Consider the following 21,746-nt stretch of genomic DNA (forward strand, 5'->3'; position numbering starts at 1 on the left):
AATACGCTATCAGTTTGATAAATGAATGCAAGAAATCAAATCGTTAAAAGTAGAAACTGTGATCAAATTAACGTTAAGCTGATTTTTAGCTGTTTAACACTGCGAGATAAGTCTCAACTCTATTTTCAATGTTATGGCCTGATCAACAGGCTGTACGAACTCCCACTCGGCAAAAGAGGATCAGATGAAAAACCAGCAAGTAAGCTTAAAAACCATCCCAGAGCCGCAAAAGGACTGTTCTGGCGTACCCGTTGCTCTAACAGACGCCACCATCCAACAAAGAAAGAGCAACATCCTCAGCAGGATGAAGCAGCGTGGGCTTGATCAACTGGTGATTTACTGTGATGTCGAGCACGGTGGCAATTTTGAATATCTGGTCGGCTTTGTCACCCGTTTTGAAGAGGCCTTATTGATTATCAACGCCGATGGCGAAATGACGCTGGTGCTGGGAAACGAAAATCTCAATAAGGTCAGCAAAGCGCGAATTCAGGCCAAGGCGGTGCATCTTTCTCAATTTTCACTGCCGAATCAACCCGGTAGAAGCGATAAGTCGATTAAGGAACTGCTGATTGAAGCCGGCATTCGGGAAAATGCCCGCACCGGCCTGGTTGGCTGGAAGATGTTTACCAACGGGCCAGAGATCGACAAGAAAATCTATGACCTCCCCTCATTTATTGTCGATACCATCCGCAACATTGTCGGTGATGAAGCCTGTTTATCCAATGAGACCGACTTGTTTATCGGCGAGCACGGGGTAAGAACGGTCAATAATGCCAACGAGGTGGCTCACTACGAATATGGGGCCGCATTAGCCTCCGATTGCATGCTGGATGCCATGAATAAGCTGGCCCCGGGCGTAACAGAACAAGCGTTAGGGGATTGCCTGGTGCGCTTTGGCCAGCACCCGAGTATCGTCACCATTGCTTCCAGCGGCCCACGCTTTATTAAAGGTAACCTGTTCCCAACCGACAACACCGTGAAGTACGGTGATACGATCTCGCTAACCGTGGGCTATCGCGGCGGTGCCTCCAGCCGGGCGGGTTATGCGGTAAATGCTAATGGTGAGTTATCAACAGAAGCGAAAAACTATCTGGATGCGGTCGCCAAGCCCTACTTCTCTGCCTATGCCCACTGGCTTGAAGTGATTAGCGTTGGCATGCGTGGCGGCGAGCTGTTTGATCACGTGGAAGCGGTCTTACCGCGCTCAAAGTACGGTTGGTCGCTGTGCCCAGGGCACCTGACCGCTGAAGAAGAGTGGATGTCTTCGCCCATTTATCATGGCTCTCGGCAAAAGCTGTTGAGCGGCATGATCCTGCAGATTGATATTATCCCTTCAGTACCCAACTTTGGTGGCGTATCTGCCGAGAGCACCGTGCTACTGGCGGATGAACAGCTGAAGTTGGAGCTCCAACGCCAGTATCCCCAGCTATGGCAGCGGATGCAGCAGCGTAGAAAATACCTGGTCGAAACGTTGGGGATAACGCTGTCAGCAGATATCTTGCCGATGTGCAGCACGGTTGCCTATTTGCGCCCTTATTTGCTGGACAAGGACAGCGCTTTTGTCTGCCAGAGTTGAGCGATAAGCCAATCGCGTATGACTTTGGCAGAGAACGGCTGCGATTAAATCAGGCCAACAGCGTGTCAAAGGCTAACGAGAACAGTGCGGTTTCATAGGATGTTGAGGCGCTAGATAATACGTATTCCTCCCCAATGTCCTGTGAATGTAAGTACCAACGTTTTTCAGCAACATCGACGGTTAAGCCATTGGCAAAAGGGTGAGGTAAGGTAAACGTGGTCGGGGATAAAGAAAAACCCCGGCCGTCCGCTTTTATGATGGCTTCTTTCAACGACCACAGACGAAAGAAATCAACGTTTCCCCCCTGAGCGAGTTGTGTAAACTCCTCAGGAGTGAGCACATCCTGGTAGTCATGTATGTCAATCGGGACTCTTTTTTCCACATCAACGCCGATACTCCCCTGCGTGGTATAAGCACACACGGCCCAGGCCCCCGCATGGGAAAGATTAAAAGCCCCTTTCAATCCCATCACGGCAGGTTTGCCATAGCGGTTATAGTGCAGTTTGGGAAAGTGACTTCCCTGATACCCAACATGTTTTTTTAATGCATAACGTAGCAGCATTCTCCCTAATAATGACCGACGTTTATCGTCATCAAATCTAAACCGATCGAATAGGATCCGTTGGTCTTTATCAAGATAATCCCGCTGCGAATAAAGCAGTTCGCTGCTTAGCTCGTCAATACGAGAGCAGTAGATATAATTGGTCATGTTCTTTAGCCCTTCATCAATAGCATGCTGGGCAGGTAATAAAACCCCTGCCCAGCGCCAAGAAAGCAATTAGCGGATGTGGCTAATCAACTCATCCTCCTTTTCCAGCAAGGTAAAGTGACAGGCTGCTATTTCAAACAGCTGTAGCTGGGCGATGTCTTCAACACCAGTATCAACGTTGTTAAACCGGTATTGTTGATACCCCTCATTATCTATCTCCTCTGTCGCCTTAAACAACACGATCTGCGTATGTTTTAATACGGTAGAGAGTGGCTGTATATTCAACAGCTTATCGCTGACGACGACCGATTCGACATTATGTCTTAAATAATGTGGGATTTGTAACCGCGCCATCATAGAGTCCAGGTTAAAGGATGATTCATTGCGCTGATAATGATCTTCACTTAACAACCAGGTATCCAGCAGATAGACAGTGATCGCCTTAACCCCACGCGCTTCTAAATAGGCCGCGATCTCCAGTGCAATCTTCCCGCCCAACGACCAGCCTAATAAAGTGACCGGTTGGCTGACATCAAGAATGCGATCGATATGCTCCAGATAATAACGTGCCAACTCATCGAGCCGCTCGATCTTCTGCTCATGATAGAAGTTGTATGAGTCAACCCCATAACAGCAGTAGCGCTCACTCAACCTATTGGCCAAGGATTGATAGACAGAACAGTTCCCCATCCCAGGGTGAACCATAAACATCTGCGGCTTTTGCGTTACCGTATTAAATGGCACGATCACCTCAAAGGACTTCCCTTGAGCCTGTGTAATTACTTGCGATAACTCGCCTAAGGTGCGTGCATTGATAATATCAAGCAGACGAATTTTCACCCTCAGCACCTGATTAATCCGGTTGTTCAGCCTCATCGCCAGGATGCTGTTGCCGCCCAGTGCAAAGAAGTTATCCTCCATGCTGATTGCCTCAAATGACACTTGCAACGTATCAGCAAGCAACTCGCACAATGTTTTTTCAACCTTGTTTTCCGGCGCAACGTAGGACACGGAATGGGTTATTTGCGGTTGAGGTAACAATCTTCTGTTCAATTTACCGTTTGAGGTCACCGGCAGCGCCGTCAAATGAACGAATACGCTAGGCACCATATAATCTGGCAGGGTTTCCCGCAGATGAGCGCATAGTTTTTCGGTGGAAATTTCCTGCGCGGCAACATAATAGGCCACCAGATATTTATCATTGCTACCACGCTCACTGGCGATCACCACCGCATGATTAACGTCCGGATAACTGGCCAGGCGCGTTTCGATTTCGCCCAGCTCAATACGGTAACCGCGCACTTTAACCTGGAAATCATTGCGGCCCAGATATTGGATGTTGCCATCGGCTAAATAACGCACCACGTCGCCAGTTTTATACATCCGGCCATTGTAACCCCGTAGCTTCTCCTCACTGCTCTGGAATGGATTGCCCAGGAAAGCCTTATCCGTCAATAGCTTATTATTCACGTATCCTCTAGCGACACCGACGCCACCAATGAATAACTCGCCAATTGCCCCCGGTGGAATGGGTTGCAATTGTGCATTCAGCACATAGGCGGAAGTATTGTCGATCGGCTTACCGATTAACACATCCTTGATGGTGCGTGCGTTACAGTCGTAGAACAGCACATCCACCGTCGCTTCCGTTGGGCCATAGAGATTGTGGATCTGGCAATGCGGCAGTAAACGCTGGCATTTTCTGACTTCCCCCACGTTTAACGCCTCTCCGCTGCAAAACAGGTAGTTAAGGCTGCCCAGTTTTGCCTGCAACGCACTCTGCCCTTCCAGGGTTTCAAGGAATGCCGACAGCATTGAAGGGACGAAATGGAGCGTCGTTACCTGCTGCTGTTCAATCAGTTCTGCCAGATAAACATTATCTTTATAGGCCTCCTGCGAGGCAAAAACGGTACAGGCCCCGAACCAGTTAGCCCAGAACAACTCCCACACTGAAACATCGAAGGTGTAGTTGGTCTTTTGCAAGATACGATCCTGCGCCGTGATCGGATATTGTTTGTGCATCCAGACAATACGGTTGATCACACTGTGATGCTCTAGCATGACGCCTTTAGGATTGCCCGTGGTGCCGCTGGTATAGATGATGTAAGCCAAATCACTAGACCGCACCGATGAAGGCTGGTTTTCACCTGGGTAGCGGGCAATATCAGCTGACGTTTCCCGATCGGCGACATCAATAACGGTTCTGCCGGTTGCCGCTAGCGCTGTGGCTTTCTCGTCGCCAGGGTTTGCCGTCAAGATGATATCGATACCGGCGTTGTCCAGCATGTAGCTCACCCGGTCATCCGGTGCCAGCGGATCCAGTGGTACGTAAGCGGCCCCCGCCTTGAGAATGGCCAGTATCGCGACCTGCATATGCTCAGAGCGGTTTAGACACAGCGCCACCAAATCGCCAGTGCGGACAGCAAAGCGTTCTCTCAAGTAAACCGACAAGCGGTTAGCCCGTTCATTCAACTGCCGATAGGTCAGGCTCACGTCCTCAGATACCAGTGCGATATTCTCTGGGGTTCTCGCTACCTGCGCCTCGAACATTTCGTGGATCGTCATATCCCGTGGGTAGTCGCATTCGGTGCGGTTCCCCTGGTAGATGATTTGCTCGTATTGTGCCGTATCCAGGTACTGAAGCTCCGCAAGGGAACGCCCCTGACTGCACAGCGTACCCAGTTGGCGCAGGATATGCCGATAGGTCGCAATGTAGTTCTCCATCGTTTGCCCGTTGAACAGGGCCGTCGCATAGTTGAAGACGCCACCTATCGCCTCTTCACTGTCGTCCATCATCACGGTCAAATCGAACTTCGCTGCCCGATACGCCCCTTCTTGCGCGTCATACTGCTCAAACAGGCTTTCTCCTTCGGTACGTCCCGCTGCACCAAACGATTGGAGACTGAACATCACCTGGAAGATCGGGTGCCTTGAACTGTCCTTTTCCGTTTTCAGCACTTCCACCAGTTTTTCAAAAGGCAGGTCCTGATGGGTATGCGCTTCACTGACCTGCTGCCCCGTTTCGCCAATAAATTCTCTGACCGTTTGGCTGACGTCTATCTGCCTTCTCAGGACCAGCGTATTGACGAACAGCCCCATGGTATCTTCCACCCCAGGGTAATGCCTGCCCGCTATCGGCGTCCCCAACACGATATCCTGCTGGTTACTGTAAACCCCCAGCAGCAGGTAATAGCCGCTCAGCAAGACCGTATACAGGCTGACGTTCAACGAGGCGGCCAACGCCCGCAGTTCGGCACTGGTCGCCGCATCCAGCTGGAAGGTGATATCGTCGCCGCGGTAATCCAACTGCAGTGGACGCACATGGTCCGTCGGCAGGTTGAGCGGTTCATGGTCCGCCAGTTGCCCATGCCAGTAGGCCAGTTGCCTGTCCAGCGTGGCTCCTTGCAGGTGTTGGCGTTGCCACAGCGCAAATTCCCGGTACTGCACCGGCGGTGCCGGGAGTTCATTGCTGGCCTCTCCGGTGAACACGCGGTAATAGTGCAGTAACTCTTTTAACAGCAGATCTACCGACCAGCCGTCAAACGCGATGTGGTGAATAACGATGCTGAAGTAGTGGGCTCCCGCCAGCGTATAACTGCTGGCCGCAATCGGGCACTCCTGCGCCAGGTCAAACACCCGGTGTTGATGCTCGTGCAGGTGTGCATGCAGCGCTTGCACGCTGTCGCAAGTTTCGTGCGGTATGCTCAGTGAGAATGTCTCGGCTGGCAGGATTTGTTGATACCCCTGCCCGTCGTCGTCACACAGGATCAGGGTGCGCAGCACTTCGTGACGCTCAACCACCTTCATCAGGGCCTGGGCCACTTTCTGCGGATCGGTTCCGGCCTGCAGCTTGAGCGTCAGCGGGATGTTGTAGGCGTTGCTGCCTTCTTCATAACGGTCGATAAACCACAGGCGCTCCTGGGCAAACGACAGCCGCTGCTCCTCAGGCCGGGCGATCGACGGTGCCTGGATGACCTGGCAGCCCTGCGCGGTATTATCAATGAATGCCGCCAGCGCCCGGATGGATCTCAGGCGGAACAGGTCAGAGACATGCACGCTTTTTTCTAACGCGCGGGTCAAACGGCCCACCAGCTTGATCGCCAGAATGCTGTTGCCCCCCAGGCGATAGAAGTCGTCCAGCACGCTGAGGCTGTCCTGCGGGATGGCGAGCAGCTCGGCGAAGACCTCGGCCAGTTGCTGCTCGGTCGCCGTCTCTGGTGCCACCCGGTCTGCCTGCGCCTCAAACGTGGGGACCGGCAAGGCCGCGCGATCGACCTTGCCGTTGACGGTCATCGGTAGCGATAGCAGGTGAACAAAGGCCGACGGCACCATGTAGTCCGGCAGAACCTGTTGCAGATGGTCGCACAATGTCTCCCGTTCCAAGGGCTCCTGCGCGACGTAGTACGCCGTCAGATGGGTATGCCCCGCCGGGTTAGTGCTCGCCAGGACCAGCGCCTGCTGGATGGCAGGATGGTCGATCAGCCGGGCTTCGATCTCCCCCGGTTCAATACGGAAGCCACGGATTTTAACCTGGAAGTCATTGCGGCCCAGGTATTCGATGTTCCCGTCCGGCAGGTAACGACCCCGGTCCCCGGTTTTATAAAGGCGGGCGTTTTCACCACGGCTACGTTCGGCATCACTGCGGAACGGATTGGCAATAAACGCGTCCGCTGTCGCCTGCGGATTATTCAGATAGCCGCGCCCAACGCCAGCGCCACCGATATACAGCTCGCCAATCGCACCTTGTGGGACGGGGCGCAGGTGGCGATCCAGCAGATAAACGCAAACGTTGTTGATCGCCTTGCCGATATTGGTATTGGCATCGCCAGGTTGATAGAGCCGCGCCGTCGCCCAAACGGTGGTTTCGCTAGGCCCGTAACCGTTGATCAAACGGACTCCGGCCTCACAGTAGCGGTCAATCATCGCCCCGTCGATACACTCCCCGCCAACGACCAGCGTGGACAGTTCCAGCAGTTCATTTTGCGCCAGTAACGCCGGAGGAATAAAGGCGAACTCGATGGCGTGATCCCTGATATAGGCAGAAAGCGCGATAAAGTCGAGACGTTGCTGTTCTGGCAGAATATGCAGGCAATGGCCATTCAACAAGGCACAGAAGACATCCAGCGCATGGGCATCGAAAACATATTCCGAATACCACAGCGTGTTTAGCCTGGCAGCCTGCTCATAGCCCGTAGGCATACCTAGCAGGTCCGACTGCCCTTGCGCCAGGTTGATTAACGAGTGATGCTCAATCATCACCCCTTTTGGCCGGCCAGTGGTTCCGCTGGTATAGATGATATACGCCAAATCGTCTGGCTGCGTACGTGACGGTACATTGCTGTCGTCGAACTGCGCCAGCCTGTTGGCCAGTTGCGGGTTATCTATATCCAGCAGAGGGAAACCACAGCCAGCGATGCGTGAGCCATGATGCTGCTGCGTCAGGATCAGCACCGGTTTAACGTCGTCAACCAGCAGGCTCAAGCGCTCCAACGGTGCCTGAGGGCTAATCGGAACATAGGCCGCCCCGGCCTTGAGCACGGCCAGCATGGCAATGACCATATGGGTCGACTTATCAAAATAGAGGGCAATCGCGCTGTCAGGCTGTATCGCAAAGTTCGCCTGCAGATAAGCCGCCAACTGGTTCACCCGCTGATTTAACTCGCAATACGTCAACCGCGTATCCTGATATACCAATGCCAAAGCATCCGGCGTTCTGGCGGCCTGCTCTTCAAACATCTGACCGACCAGTTTATTTCGCTCCACGGCAACCTGTACCCGCGGCTGGTTTGCTACCAGCTGCGTATAGTTGTCCTGCGTCAGCAACGATAACGCCTGGGGAACAATGGCCGGGTCCGCGATCAACTGCTGTACGGTGAGTCGTATTCCTTGCAGCACGCCTTCAATCGCCGAACGGCTGAACAACTCGCCCGCATAGTTGATCTTGAACTCAATGCGCCCATCCTGTTCATACACCATGATGCCCAGCGGGTAATCCAGTTTTTCATCACTGTCCTCAAACTCGAGTTTGAACAGGCTCTCGCCGTTATCGGCTGGCACCGGATAGTTTTCAAACACGAAGAGCGAGTTGAACAGCCGTACCCCCGCCTTTTGCAGTGTGATCAGGCTGATATTGCTGTAGCTATTGATGTCATTTATATGGGCCTGCAGGCGTTTGACATTCTCGATGATCGCCTCATCGGTATGCGCCAGAACTACAGGCAACGTATTGATATATAAACCAACAGAGCGTTCAATCTCCTCCACCGGCAGGTTACGGCCAGACACCGTCATGCCCACAATCGTCACGTCCGCATGGCTATAAAGACTGAGCTGCTGGTGCCAGCAATACTGCATCAGCGCATTCAGCGTCACGCCATGCTGCCGCGAGAGCGCCTTCAGCCCGTGGTAAAGCTCACCAGCCAATGCGGTCGATACCGTCTGGGGATCTTGCAGGTGTTTATATTCACTTAAATTGACGTGTTTCATCTCCGGCTTTAGCAGACCGGTGAGATTCTCTTGCACCTCTAAGCCACCCAGATAGTTTTGCCAGAACTGCTCGGTTTCCTGGCTAACCGTCTGTAGCAATGCCTGAGCCTCCAGATAGCTTTGATCTTCGGCTTGCTCCGGCGCGCTTCCCTGTTGCAGAGCCAGATAATTTTGGTGCACGTCATTGAGCAAGATCGGCAGACTCCAGCCGTCCAGAATCGCGTGGTGGTTATTAAACAGACAAATGTAGTGATCGGCCGCGCACTTAACGAGATAGAGACGGAATAGCCCTTTAGCAGACAAATCGAAATGGGTCTGCTGATCCTGCTTGATGAGTTCAGCCACGATGCTTGCTTGCGCACGTTCGTCCTGCTTACTGATATCGATAAACTGCCAACCAAAGGTGCCTTGCTTATCGACGATCTGCACAAACTCTTCCTGCCAGGAGAATCTTAGCCGCAGCGCCGGATATTTCGCCTGACTGCATTGCCACGCCCGTTTTAACAGCTCGACATCCAACGCATTGCGATAGTGCCAGACCATTTGCGTACGATAGGCGTTGTCGATATCGCCTTGCAGGACGTAATGATAAATAAATCCTTGTTGCAGGCTGTTAGCCGGATAAATCGCCGCCACCTCTTCATCCTGCTGCAGGCGCGCCAACAATTCACCGGAGACCACACCCTTAACATCAGACTCTGTGAGATAAGAGCGAGATGACCGCTTAAGCTCGTCGATCAACTGGATTAACCGTTGTTGATAAGTCGTGGCAAACAGTTCGAGCTGTTCCGGGCTGAGATCACCCTCGACCAGGAACTGTAATTGGCCATTGAGCACACCGCCGTTCAGCGCTAAGAAGTCCGTTGTGCGGTTATTCGCTGATAATGCCAGCCCCGTAGATTCCTGAACAAATGCCCACTCGCCATCCCGTTCATCACCATCGAACTGGCCAAGGTAGTTGAAGGTCACTGCAGGCAATGCCTGCGCATCATAGCCAACCAGCACGCCATAGCCTAAGCCATGGTGAGGAGGAGTTCGCAGCCTGTCTTTTATCAGCGGTAAATTGCGTACAAGGTCCCGATGCTCAACGCGCAGATTGACCGGATACATGCAGGTAAACCAACCGACGGTATTGTTGATATCCACATCGTCAAACATCGCCTCTCTGCCATGTCCTTCCAGCAGGACATACTGGTTGTCACCACCAACCACCTGCGACAACGCATCCGCCAGTACGGTCAGCAGAATATCGTTCATCTCGGTGTGATAAACATGATGAAGGTCTCGCAGCAGACAACCGGTGTGCTCTTGCGACAGGCTTATCATCGTACGATTGAGCGTCCCCACGCGATGAGAGTCCAAACGCTGGTGCCAGCCGTCCAACTCCGTGGTCAGGTTATCCCAGTAATGCTTCTCATCCCTATGGTTGTTCACGACAACGGCTGGGTAGTTTTGCAGTGAGTTGACCCATTGGCGGTAACTGGTGCCTTTCTGGCCCAGGATAGTTTGCGCATCAACCGTCACATCCAGGTTATCGCCTTGTGCAGCAAAGAACTGGTAAAGCGTGCGTAAGTCTTGGTTGATAATCCGCCAGCTGACCGCATCAATATTGAGATGGTGTACCGCCACATGGATACGCGCAGTCTCATCAGCGTAGCCTGCAATATAACCGATATGGAACAGTGGCCCTTCTGCCAGGCAAAAACGGTTCTGCCAGGCCGTCAACTGCGCATCGAGCTGATCGGCTGTGAAATCCTGTTGATTGATCGCATCAAATGGCAGCGTCTCTATCGCTTGACGATAGTGACCGACAGCGGCATCTTTCGGGTAAACGGCCCGCAAAATATCATGGTATTCAACCAGTTTAGCCACGCTCAAACGCAGTAACTCAACGTTTAACGTTGGCACTTTAACCATAAATGCCTGGTTCCAATGCCCAGCATCAGGCAACTTCCCTGACTCTACGGCCTGGAAGAACCAGCGCTGGATCGGCGCCAAGGGGAGCTCATCCGCCAGCATACCCGCCTCTGACTGGATAACCGGCAAACTGTCACCCTGACGTTGCAGCAGGTAAGTGCTCAATGCCTTGGGCGTTCTGTGGGCAAAGATGTCTTTCACCGTGAGATGGTGGCCAGATAACTTTTTGAGTTTGTTCGCCAGTTGGATACTGCTGATACTGTCCCCGCCTAAACGGAAGAAATCATCGGTGACCCCCACCGCATAATCCTTCAGCTGTAATACCTCCGCAAATACGCGGCAGATCAGCATTTCACTCTCGTTGGCTGGGGCCACGTAGTTCACCTCATCCGTTAATATCGGCAGAGGTAAGGCTTTGCGATCCAACTTATTGTTCATGTTCATGGGCAATGCCGTTAGATGAACAAACGCTGTGGGGATCATGTAGGCAGGTAAACGCTGTTGCAGATGCTCAGACAGCACATCTGCTGGCAATGCGTCTGGCGCAACATAATAGGCCACCAGGTACTTTTGCCCCGAGTCATGCTCCAGCGCCAGGACCACAACCTGTTCAATCTGTGGATAGTGGGTCAGACAGCTTTCGATTTCGGCCAATTCGATCCTGAAGCCACGGATCTTCACCTGTGCATCATTACGCCCAATATAGTCAATCTTACCGTCGTTCAGGTAACGGACTAAATCCCCCGTTTTATACAGCCGATCGTGACGTCCTCGCGCTTTATCTTCTTCGCTTTGCAATGGATTGACGATAAACGCCTGATGAGTCGCCTCTGGGTTATTTAAATAGCCACGGCCTACGCAGTCTCCACTGATATAGAGCTCACCCACGGCACCCGCAGGGAGCGGCCGTAGACAACTGTCCAGAATATAAGCGCCAGCATTGCCTATCGGCTGGCCAATGAGGGTATTGCTATCGCCCGCTTGGTAAACGTTCCTGGTGACAAAGACCGTGGTTTCCGTTGGGCCATAGCAGTTAACTATTTTGACCCCCTGAGCGCTATAGCGTTCTATCACGCTGCTACTGGCTACCTCTCCACCCAGGATTAGCGTGGAAAGCGCCAATGTTTCATTGTTATTTAGCAGCGCAGGAGGCACAAAGCCGATATCAATGGCATGTTGTTTGATGTATGCAGCAAGCGCAGCGAAATTCAAACGTATCTCTTTAGACAAGACATGTAAGCAATGGCCGGTCAGCAGCGGGCTGAACACATCCAGGACATGCGCATCAAAGGTATAATTTGAATAGAAGAGGTAACTTTTTGTCGGCTCTCCGACCTGACAGATCTCCGTGCCAAAGATACTCCGCTGCGCCTCAACCAGATTGGCGACACAATGATGCTCAATCATCACTCCTTTAGGGGTTCCCGTCGTCCCGCTGGTATAGATGACATAAATCAGATTGTCAGGTCTGGTTCGGGTTGCCACATTAACCACCTGGTGGCTGGCAACCTGCGCTAACAACTCAGGATCGTCCACGCACAGCAGCGCCGTCTTTTGTGGATCAATCAGTGTGGCCAGCGTCTCTTGCGCTCCCAACTCCGTCAGCATAACGCGGGAGTGGATATTTTCTATCGTCCAGAGCATTCTCTCCGCGGGCATATCGGGGCTAAGCGGTACATAGGCAGCACCAGCCTTCAACACCGCCAGGATACTCACGATCATGCGCTCCGATCTTTCCAGGCAAAGCCCGATCAGATCGTCCGGTTGTAAAACAAACTGCGCTCTCAAGTAAGCCGCCAACCGGTTGGCGCGTTCATTCAACTGCCGATAGGTCAGGCTCACCCCCTCAAACACCAGTGCGATATTCTCTGGGGTTCTCTCTACCTGCGCCTCGAACATTTCGTGGATCGTCATCTCCCGTGGGTAGTCGCATTCGGTGCGGTTCCCCTGGCAGATGATTTGCTCGTATTGTGCCGTATCCAGGTACTGAAGCTCCGCAAGGGAACGCCCCTGACTGCACAGCGTACCCAGTTGGCGCAGGATATGCTGGTAGGTGGCGATGTAGTTCCGCATCGTTTGCCCGTTGAACAGGGCCGTCGCATAGTTGAAGACGCCGCCGATCGCCTCTTCACTGTCGTCCATCATCACGGTCAAATCGAACTTCGCCGCCCGATACGCCCCTTCTTGCGCGTCATACTGCTCAAACAGGCTTTCTCCTTCGGTACGTCCTGTGGCGCCAAACGATTGGAGACTGAACATCACCTGGAATATCGGGTGCCTTGAACTGTCCTTTTCCGTTTTCAGCACTTCAACCAGTTTTTCAAAAGGCAGATCCTGATGGGTATGCGCTTCACTGACCTGCTGCCCCGTTTCGCCAATAAATTCTCTGACCGTTTGGCTGACGTCTATCTGCCGTCTCAGGACCAGCGTATTAACGAACAGCCCCATGGTGTCTTCCACCCCAGGGTAATGCCTGCCCGCTATCGGCGTACCCAGCACGATATCCTGCTGGTTACTGTAAACCCCCAGCAGCAGGTAATAGCCGCTCAGCAAGACCGTATACAGGCTGACGTTCAACGAGGCGGCCAACGCCCGCAGTTCGGCACTGGTCGCCGCATCCAGTTGGAAGGTGATATCGTCGCCGCGATAATCCAACTGCAGTGGACGCACATGGTCCGTCGGCAGGTTGAGCGGTTCATGGTCCGCCAGTTGCCCATGCCAGTAGGCCAGTTGCCTGTCCAGCGTGGCACCTTGCAGGTGTTGGCGTTGCCACAGCGCAAATTCCCGGTACTGCACCGGCGGTGCCGGGAGTTCATTGCTGGCCTCTCCGGTGAACACGCGGTAATAGTGCAGTAACTCTTTTAACAGCAGATCCACCGACCAGCCGTCAAACGCGATGTGATGAATAACGATGCTGAAGTAGTGGGCTCCCGCCAGCGTATAACTGCTGGCCGCAATCGGGCACTCCTGCGCCAGGTCAAACACCCGGTGTTGATGCTCGTGCAGTCGTGCATGCAGCGCTTGCACGCTGTCGCATGTTTCGTGCGATATGCTCAGTGAGAATGTCTCGGCTGGCAGAATATGTTGATACCCCTGCCCGTCGTCATCGCACAGGATCAGGGTGCGCAGCACTTCGTGACGCTCAACCACCTTCATCAGGGCCTGGGCCACTTTCTGCGGATCGGTTCCGGCCTGCAGCTTGAGCGTAAGCGGGACGTTGTAGGCGTTGCTGCCTTCTTCATAACGGTCGATAAACCACAGGCGCTCCTGGGCAAACGACAGCCGCTGTTCCTCAGGCCGGGCGATCGACGGTGCCTGGATGACCTGGCAGCCTTGCGCTTCGCCGTCAATAAATGCCGCCAGTGCCCGGATGGATCTCAGGCGGAACAGATCAGAGACATGCACGCTTTTTTCTAACGCGCGGGTCAAACGGCCCACCAGCTTGATCGCCAGAATGCTGTTGCCCCCCAGGCGATAGAAGTCGTCCAGCACGCTGAGGCTGTCCTGCGGGATGGCGAGCAGCTCGGCGAAGACCTCGGCCAGTTGCTGCTCGGTCGCCGTCTCTGGTGCCACGCGGTCTGCCTGCGCCTCAAACGTGGGGACAGGCAAGGCGGCGCGATCGACCTTGCCGTTGACGGTCATCGGTAGCGATAGCAGGTGAACCAAGACCGACGGTACCATGTAGTCCGGCAGAACCTGTTGCAGATGGGCGCGCAACACATCTTGCTCCAAGGGATCCTGTGCGACGTAGTACGCCGTCAGATAGGTATGCCCCGCCGGGTTAGTGCTCGCCAGGACCAGTGCCTGCTGGATGGCAGGATGGTCGATCAGCCGGGCTTCGATTTCCCCCAGCTCAATACGGAAGCCACGGATCTTAACCTGGAAGTCATTGCGGCCCAGGTATTCGATGTTACCGTCCGGCAGGTAACGGCCTTGATCCCCGGTTTTATAAAGGCGGGCGTTTTCACCACGGTTGCGTTCAGCGTCACTGCGGAACGGATTGGCAATAAACGCGTCCGCTGTCGCCTGCGGATTATTCAGATAGCCGCGCCCAACGCCAGCGCCACCGATATACAGCTCACCGATCGCCCCCTGTGGGACGGGGCGCAGCTGTTCGTCGAGTATATACAGCTGGGTATTACTAATTGGTCGACCGATGGGAACAGTGTAATCAAACGTCTGCGACGCCGTGTTGGTCAAATAGGCCGTGGCGTAGGTTGTCGTTTCCGTAGGCCCGTAAACATGCACCAACTTGACCTGAGGGTAAAGCGTTCTAAAACGATTAACATGGTTAACGGACACCTGCTCACCGCCGAACAGCAGGTAGTTCAACTGCTGCAAACCAGGCAGTTCAGCATCCACCAACGTATTAAAGAAGGCGGTCGTGGCAAAGAAATTGCTGATCTGACGATCGACAATAAGCTGAGAGAGACGGTCCAAGTCCAGGATATTTGGCTTATCGGCAATCACCAACGCGGCACCATTTAACAACGCCCCAAAGATGTCATAAATGGAGGCATCAAACTGATAGCCTGAAATACCAAGAATGCGATCCTGTTCACCGATCTCAACATAATTGGCATTAATCACCAGCCGATTCACACAGCGTTGCTCTATCAGCGTCCCTTTAGGATATCCCGTCGTGCCACTGGTATAAATGACGTACGCCAGATCGTGGGGGCCGGTATTGCTGCATGGGTTATCTGTTGCACAGCGCGCCAAACGCGCGGTGGTTTCTGGTGCGTCAAGAGGGATAAGCATGGCGCCGGGTGCCATCAGGTCTACCCTTTGCAAAGCCTGCCGTTGGCAAAGCACCGCTTTTACCTTGGCATCCGCGATAATATAGCCATTGCGCTCATCGGGGGAGTCCGGATCCATCGGCACATAGGCCGCGCCCGCTTTCAGTATGGCCAGAATGCCAATGACCAACTGCTCACTGCGCTCAAGATAGAGACCCACGAGATCGTTGGCGCGCAGTTGGCAACATTGCTGCAAATAATGCGCTAGCTGGTTCGCCTGTTGGTTTAACTGTGCGTACGTTAACACCACGTCGTTAAATTCTACGGCGACGCTGTCTGGTGAGGCGGCCACGCGTGCTTCAAACAGCGCGGCGAGAGTTTTATCATGCTCGTAGGGCCTGCGGGTATCATTCCACTGGTGGATCATCGTTTGATACTGCGCCGCCTGCAGATAAGGCAACTCGCTTTGAGACTGAGAGGCACCCTGAACAATATTTTCTACCAGCGTCCTCATGGTGTTCAGCAACTGTTCGATCAGCACATCGTCAAACAGTTCACCGGCATAATGCAGGCTCAACGCCAGGTGCTGCTGTTCCAGCACGGTCACCACCAACGGATAATCTTGTTTCTCGTTAGCACTGGCGAAACGTAGCCGTAAATCGCTATCGATGTCCCCACTGGGCATCGGGTAGTTTTCATAGACAAACAAAGAGTTAAACAGGCGTTTTCCTGCCGGTTGTAGCTGAGCCAGATTGACATGGCTGCGGGTATTTGCCTCGTTGATCGCGTCCTGCAGGTTTTGAATCGCCGTGAGGACCGACACAGAAGCCTGATGATCGACGATCAGCGGCAGTGTGTTGATCAATAATCCTACCGTTTGATCAATACCATCCACGGGCAGGTTACGGCCTGAAACCACCGTGCCAACGATGCTGGCCGCATTGCCAGAATAAATACTGAGTACTTTGTGCCAGCAATATTGCAATAGCGCATTAAGGGTTATCGCGTTCTCGGCGGTGAACGATTTCAGCTGTTGGTAACCAGGTTCATCAAACATCAGCTGCTGTGTTTTCGACGTTTTAATGTGCTTATATTCATTTAACTGAACGTGCTTCGCCTGCCCGCACAGCAAGATATTTAAATCTTCGGGTTCATCCTGCGCTGCCAGATAGTCCCGCCAGTACGGTAAATGCTCGCTTTTGTGCGACTGTATATAACGCTGAACCTGATGGAAACCGTGGTCACATGCCTGCGGTAATGTTTCACCACGCAATAACGCCAGATAGAATTTATGCACCGCTTCAATCAGTAGCGGGTTACTCCAGCCATCCATGATGGCGTGGTGGCAGCTGAAAATGCAGCGGTAACGTTCATCCGCATTTTTGACCACATAGACACGGAAGATCCCGCTGATCGACAAATCGTAAGGCCGAGCTCGATCCTGAGCAGATAAATCAGAGAAGAAGGCTTGCTGTTGGTGCTCGCTTTTTTCACTGAGATCAAAGAAATGCCAGTTCAGTGCAGCATGGGCATCAACAATCTGTACCAACTCTTCATCCCAATTAAACCGCAGGCGGAGCGTTGGATAATGCTGCTGCGCCTGCAACCATGCCTGCTTCAGACAGGCGATATCCAGCGCATTGTCATAGTCCCAGAACATCTGGGTATGGTAGGCATCGTCGACTTCACCCTGCGATAGCGCGTGGTAAATAAAGCCTTCCTGCAAACTATTGGCCAGATAGACCGACTCCAGCTCGGTATCACGCTGCAGAGCATCAAGTGTTGCTTGAGGTATTACCCCGTCGATATCTCGTGCAGTCAGATAAGTGCGGCTTTCCGCCAGCAAGCGCTCAATAACGCCTGCAATCGCCCCCTGGTAACGGCTCGCCAGGTGTTGCAATACTTCGTCAGCCAGGTAACCGGAGAAGCGTATTCTCAGTTCCCCCCCAACTACACCACAGTTGACGCTGAGCAGATGCGCTTCGCCATTCTCATGCGCAACGGTTTGTCCGCTGTTTGTCGGGCTGAAGCACCATCCCTCCTGCTGCACCTCATCAAAGCGCCCTAAATAGTTAAAGCTAACCGGTGGCAGCTTGTCGGCGTCATACCCCATCAACGGCGCAAATCCAACGCCCCGGCGCGGGATCCCGCCAACGGTCTCTTTGACGGTCACGATCCGTTGACGCCAGTCCCCCTCGCTGGTCAAGCGGACCGGGTACATAGTGGTCAGCCAGCCTACCGTACGGTTGATATCAACGCTGGTATCGAGCGCTTCTCGGCCATGGCCTTCCAACGTCAGGTACTGGGTATGCAGCCCGGTAAACTCATTGAGGATCTCAACGAAGCTGGCTAACAGAAGATCGTTAACCTGGGTATTGAACACATGATGTACCCCACCCAGCAGATGCTGCGTTAAGGTTTTGTTTAACGATAACTCGCGTTGGCTCAACGATGGCGAGGTGAAAAGCGGCGCTATCCGTTGGCGATAGTCACCTAGGCCGCCAATAACAGTACGCCAATAAAGCGTTTCCTCATTGGCTCCCTGATGGTTGGCATAATCCTGTACCTGGGCAGCCCACTGACGATAACTGGTGGGTTTATCACCCAAAATCTCAACGGGATCGCTAATACCCGCCGCGTTTCCTTCCAGCGCGCGATAAATCCTTTCCAGATCCTGTTTGATGATATGCCAACTCACCGCATCCATAATCAGGTGATGGAAAGCAAAGTGCAGCTTCGCCCGTGGCGCATTTTCGCTTGTGATATAGCCAATATGGCACAGCTTGCCGCCAAAGATATCAAACTCACTTTGCCACCGATCAAATAGCGCGATTTGTTGCTCGGCACCCATGGGTTCATCAATAACCGACAGCGGTATTTCGCCGACTTCTGATTGATAGTGCTGGCTGTACCCCCCGTTACCGTCATGCGTAAAGACCAGTCTCAGGGCATCATGATAGGCAAATAACAGCGCCAGGCTCTTGTTGAGTATGCCAATATCCAGCTGGGGGACATCCAGGACAAAGGATTGGTTCCAGTGCTGATAAGCAGAAAAAGTGCCCAGTTTGACCCGATCGAAGAACCACTGCTGGATCGGCAGCAACTGTGCAGGGCCGCTCAACATCCCCGACTCGGAGAGATGTTTGATATGACATTCATCGCCGTCCATCACAATAGTCCGGGCGAGTAAACGAACGGTTTTGCAGTCGAAAATATCTTTTACGCTGGCCGTCCCTTTTAGCCTTTGACGGATCATTCTCACCATCTGAATGGCGCTGATACTGTCGCCGCCCAGCCTAAAGAAATCGTCATTTACTCCGACATGACCCGGCTCCTGACCTAATATCTCACCATAGATCTGGCATAGCGCCCTTTCCATCTCATCGGCAGGAGCGACATAGTCATCCTGCCCGCTCAGATCGGGCAGCGGTAATGCCTTACGGTTTAATTTACCGTTAACCGTCATCGGGAACGCCGTTAAGTGAACATAGGCCATCGGGATCATATAGTCAGGCAAAGCATCCGCCAGGTGCCCAATAATCTGCTCTTTGCCCACGGCAACATCCGCAACATAGTAGGCAACTAACGACAGCGCTCCCGTCGGGAGCTTATGTGCAATGACCGCCGATTGGATAATCTGCGGAATTTGCACCAGTTGCATTTCAATTTCGCTTAATTCAATTCTGAAACCGCGGATCTTCAGCTGGGAGTCTCGCCTGCCGACATACTCAATGTGACCGTCGGCCAAGCGGCGGACAAGATCGCCGGTTTTATACAGCCGTGCCGCTTCATTGCGCTGCTTTTGCTCGTCGCTCTGGAAGGGATTGGTGATAAAGGCGCGCTCGGTCTGCTGCGTATCATTCAGATAACCCCGAGCCAGGCCAACACCACTGATATAAAGCTCGCCGATCACACCGACGGGGACTGGTGTCAGGTGTTGATCTAAAACATGCACATCAAGATTCAGTAGCGGCAGACCGATATTGAGGTTGCTATCGCCATTTTCGTAATAGTGCAACGTCGCACAGACGCTGCTTTCCGTCGGGCCATAGGCATTGATAACCGTTGTTCCCTGCGCACGATAACGTTGCATGATCTCACGATTACAAGGTTCACCAGCAACAACCAGAGTAGAGAGCGCTAAAAGGGAGTGTTTATCCAATAATGCCGGGGGAATAGTGGCAATATCAATGCGAGCATCGGCAATATATTCCGCTAACGCGTCAAAATCCTTGCGCTTATTTTCCGGCAAAATATGTATCACATGGCCATTGGCAATCGCCGTAAAGAGCTCAGAGACATGGGCATCAAAAACATAGGCGGCATACCAAAGACATTGCTTTACCGACTCCTCGCCAGGTGCCAAACCAAACGCTTCGCCCTGAACCAGCGCCAGATTGATTAATCCCGCGTGTTCAATCATGACGCCTTTTGGCTTACCTGTCGTGCCGCTGGTATAAATAATATAGGCTAACTGGTCCAAATATATGGCGATATCAAGGTTCTCTGGCTGCTGCTTAGCAACCAGATCGCGCTGAAACTGCGGGTTATCAACGGCAATAATTGGCACCTGCGGCAGCTCTGCAATCTCATTGAGATAGTTCACGCTGGCGCTATCGCCCAAGATGGCTTTAGCTTGTGTGTCCTGCAGAATAAAACTTAATCTGTTCCCGGCCTCGCCAGGGTTAAGCGGAACATAGGCAGCCCCCGTTTTGAGTACGGCAAGAATACATACGGGCATTGCTGCCGACTTTTCAAGGCACAGGGCGACGAAATCGCCGCTCTTGATCCGCAGTTCACACCTCAGGTAATCAGCCAGACGGTTGGCCTGTTGATTAAGCTGTTGATAGGACAGCGTTTGATTGCCATAGACAACGGCGTTGCGGGCTGGGTAAGTCGCGGCCATACGCTCAAATTGTTCGACAATCGAATGTTGAGGGACTTTAGCGCCAGCGCATACGTGCTGGGTGTGGTGTGGCGGCTGCGCAATAAGCGTGATGGAATTTATTGGTGTGTCTACTTCACCCGCAAGCAGCCTATCAAGCATGTTAATAAACAGATCTTTATAGAGCTCAATAAAATTCTCAACCAATGCGACATCAAGGACGTTGCGATCAAACCTGACGCGATAGTTGATACCATTCGCTAACGTCTCCTGTTCAAACAGCAGTTGATTCACCAGGTCAATATGAAAGTCGTGATTGGCCGACTCATCGACGATGCCACTAAAATGGGTCTGATGATCACGCAGGAACGTTTGGGCAAAAGCAACATCCAGTACGCCGGTGGCATCACCGCAAGCCAGGATCTCATGGACAGGTAAATATTTGGCTTTTGTCTGTTTTAATGATTTGTAATAACGATGAACACTGGCAATAACGCTACGGATCGACGCATCATCCGCAAAGCGATAATCGATAGCCAAGGTATTGATATGTGCGCCATACAACAGCTCCTTACCTTCAGAGATCGCTACCGGGAAAGCGAGCGCAACGGCTTTTTGCCCTGACATTTTGTGCAACAGCAGGGCCATGACCATTTGCCCGAACAGGTAGGTGGTCAACTTATACTTGCGCAGTAACAGCTTTACACGTCGGCTGATATCTTCATCAAAACCAAACAGTAACTCGTCGATCTGACGCCGGGTTGTCGCGGTTGCAAGCTGGCGGCCCGTTTGTAAAAAGCGTAAATCAACGCCTTCAAGATCGCACAGACGCTCGCGCCAGAACTCACGCATTTGTTCGCCTTTTTCTTGCAGAAGCGTGGCGAAATTATGGCAAAGCTGCTGGTGCATAACCCCTTGATCCTGCAGCGATGGCAGCTGATAGTCGATGCCATTATAGCGTTTACGCCACTTGTCCCAGACCTCTTCGGTACTGATGCCATCGACAACAATATGGTGAAAAATAAACAAGGTACGGTAGCGTTCTGCCCCAAGAGAAATCAAATGTATCCGTACCAGCGGGCCATTTCTTAAGTCAAAGGGGGCAGAGACTAACGCATAAATTTCTTCATCAGTTAACGCGGTGTCGTGATAGGTGACTAAATTGAAAACGGGCTCTCTCGGTACCCAAAAGGCTCCATCAGGTCCGTCTTCAATGTTATGACGGGTAATAAAATGCTCGTTGAGCAGTTGTTCAAAACTATCGTTATACTTTTTTTTGTCTATTTCGCCGACAATAGTATTGTCGATCACAATATTGTAATCACTGCGCTCGGGATCTTGTAGCCACTCATAATAAAAAATTGTCTGATAAGGGGTGAGCGTTATTTCCATATTATTCGCCATAATTATTTTACTCCTTGAGATATTCTATTT

At 52.6% G+C, this 21,746-nt stretch carries 3 protein-coding genes; 1 reads left to right on the top strand and 2 read right to left on the bottom strand.

All coding sequences use genetic code 11. The features are described from left to right. The first annotated feature begins 184 nt into the window (after nucleotides 1–184). Complete coding sequence (locus KGP16_RS22525) at nucleotides 185–1,576, top strand: Xaa-Pro peptidase family protein (RefSeq protein ID WP_223500377.1); 1,392 nt, start codon at nucleotides 185–187, stop codon at nucleotides 1,574–1,576. 49 nt (nucleotides 1,577–1,625) lie between these two features. On the opposite strand, the gene KGP16_RS22530 is transcribed toward KGP16_RS22525, so the two are convergent. Both KGP16_RS22530 and KGP16_RS22535 read right to left on the bottom strand, forming a co-directional pair. After that, complete coding sequence (locus tag KGP16_RS22530; protein WP_223500379.1) at nucleotides 1,626–2,285, bottom strand: 4'-phosphopantetheinyl transferase superfamily protein; 660 nt, start codon at nucleotides 2,283–2,285, stop codon at nucleotides 1,626–1,628. 69 nt (nucleotides 2,286–2,354) lie between these two features. Continuing rightward, entirely contained in the window at nucleotides 2,355–21,716 is a 19,362-nt protein-coding gene (locus tag KGP16_RS22535; RefSeq protein WP_223500381.1) for a non-ribosomal peptide synthetase, read from the bottom strand. Between the last annotated feature and the right edge of the window lie 30 nt (nucleotides 21,717–21,746).

The sequence above is a fragment of the Serratia sp. JSRIV006 genome (genome assembly GCF_019968685.1).
GTDB lineage: Bacteria > Pseudomonadota > Gammaproteobacteria > Enterobacterales > Enterobacteriaceae > Chania > Chania fonticola_B.